This window comes from Microbacterium sp. BF1 (assembly GCF_019279095.1).
GTDB lineage: Bacteria > Actinomycetota > Actinomycetes > Actinomycetales > Microbacteriaceae > Microbacterium > Microbacterium maritypicum.
Genome location: NZ_JAGYWT010000519.1, coordinates 1 through 1,674, shown reverse-complemented (window position 1 = coordinate 1,674; position 1,674 = coordinate 1). Strand labels below are relative to the sequence as shown.

Below are 1,674 nucleotides of genomic sequence, written 5' to 3'. Positions count from 1 at the left end.
CTCGATCATCTCGATCGGCATCATCCTGGTCTTCTCCGCGATGGCGGTCTTCTCCGGCGCCTTCAGCTGGGACGCACTGTGGGACATCGCTCCCGACCCCGGCCAGACGGAGTTCCTGCCGCACGGCAATCCCGGCCTCCTCGGTGCCGCGGACGATGCCGCTCGACAAGGTGGCCTGGGGCGAGGTGGGCATGAGCGTCATCCTAGGGTCGTGCGCCCGAGGTACGGAGAACCCGCAGCTGCACGGGGTAGGATTGGCACTCTGAACGTCCGAGTGCCAGCGGAAGGGAAGGGTGATGGTCACAGAGCGAGGACTCCAGGTTCTCCGCGCGATCGTGCAGGACTACGTCGAGACCCACGAGCCCGTCGGCAGCCGATCCATCGTCGACCGGCACTCCTTCGGCGTCTCCGCGGCGACGATCCGCAACGACATGGCGCTGCTCGAGGACGAAGAGCTCATCACGGCTCCGCACACCTCGTCAGGGCGCGTGCCCACCGACAAGGGCTATCGGGTGTTCGTGAATCACCTCGCCCAGCTGCGACCGCTCTCGTCGGCTCAGCGCTCGGCGATCGAGTCGTTCCTCGGCGAGCCTGCCGACCTCGATGACCTGATGGTCCGCACGGTGCGGGTGCTCACGCAGCTGACAGGACAGGTCGCGCTCGCCCAATACCCCTCCTTCGCGCGCGCGCACGTCACGCACGTCGAGCTGGTCGCGCTGGCGCCGAATCGGCTTCTCATCGTGCTGGTGACGGATGCGGGTGGAGTCTCTCAGCGCATGGCCGTCCTCCCGGAGGCGATCGACGACGCCGATATGGCGGTGCTTCGCGCCCGACTGTCCGCGTTGATCACCGGTCAGGGCATCGGCGAGGCCTCCGACCGTCTGCAGGCGTTGCTGGCCGCCGAGGAGAAGCCCCAGGATGCGGTGCTGCGCACGCTCGCCGGTGTCGTCGTGGACGAGCTCGGCGGATTCCGCCAGGAGCGTCTGGTGATGGCGGGGGCGGCCACCCTCGCGCGTCGGGAACAGGACTTCCGCGGGAGCATCCATCCGCTTCTCGAGGCGATCGAGGAGCAGGTGACGCTGCTGCGACTGATGAGCGAGATGGTGACCGACGAGCACGGTCTCGCGGCCAGCATCGGCACCGAGAACGCCCCCTTCGGCCTCGGTGAGGCGTCGATCGTGGCCAGCAACTACGCCGCCCCCAGCGGCACGGCGCGAGTCGGCGTGATGGGGCCGACGCGCATGGACTACCCGAGCAATCTCGCCGCAGCGCGGGCCGTGGCCCGCTACCTGTCGCGGATGCTCGATGAAGACGAGGCCGGCCGCTGACGCGGTCGCCGACAGTACACACGCAGAAAGGCGATCGTGGCGGACCACTATGAGGTTCTCGGGGTGTCCCGAGACGCTTCCACCGACGAGATCAAGAAGGCGTACCGACGTCTCGCACGGCAGTTGCACCCGGATGTGAACCCGGGAGAAGACGCTGCGGAGAAGTTCAAGCTCGTCACGCACGCGTACGACGTGCTCAGCGACGACGACTCCCGCCGACGCTGCTGTCATGTACGGCGTGACCATTCAGGATGAGAACGGTAACCCCGTCGACCCGCTCAAAGGCATCACCAACGTCAACGTGCTCGTCGGCGGGATGTTCTCGGGCCTCGGAGACCTCGAGGCG

The 1,674-nt window shown here is 67.4% G+C and carries 2 protein-coding genes and 1 pseudogene; 2 read left to right on the top strand and 1 reads right to left on the bottom strand.

The features are described 5' to 3' along the window. The coding region (locus tag KZA10_RS14350) for a hypothetical protein (RefSeq protein ID WP_218683221.1) at positions 1-193 on the bottom strand (193 nt) is incomplete at its 3' end. Between the two features lie 103 nt (positions 194-296). Here KZA10_RS14350 and hrcA point away from each other — a divergent pair. Both hrcA and KZA10_RS14340 read left to right on the top strand, forming a co-directional pair. Next, complete coding sequence (hrcA, locus tag KZA10_RS14345) at positions 297-1,328, top strand: heat-inducible transcriptional repressor HrcA (protein WP_055872396.1); 1,032 nt, start codon at positions 297-299, stop codon at positions 1,326-1,328. Between the two features lie 36 nt (positions 1,329-1,364). Next, positions 1,365-1,550 (top strand): annotated as a pseudogene (locus tag KZA10_RS14340) (DnaJ domain-containing protein); the annotation flags it as partial. Positions 1,551-1,674: the final 124 nt, after the last annotated feature.

Excerpts from the sequence above, each read along its gene's own strand:
- hrcA (WP_055872396.1), top strand. The coding sequence starts at position 297 with ATGGTCACAGAGCGAGGACTCCAGGTTCTCCGCGCGATCGTGCAGGAC.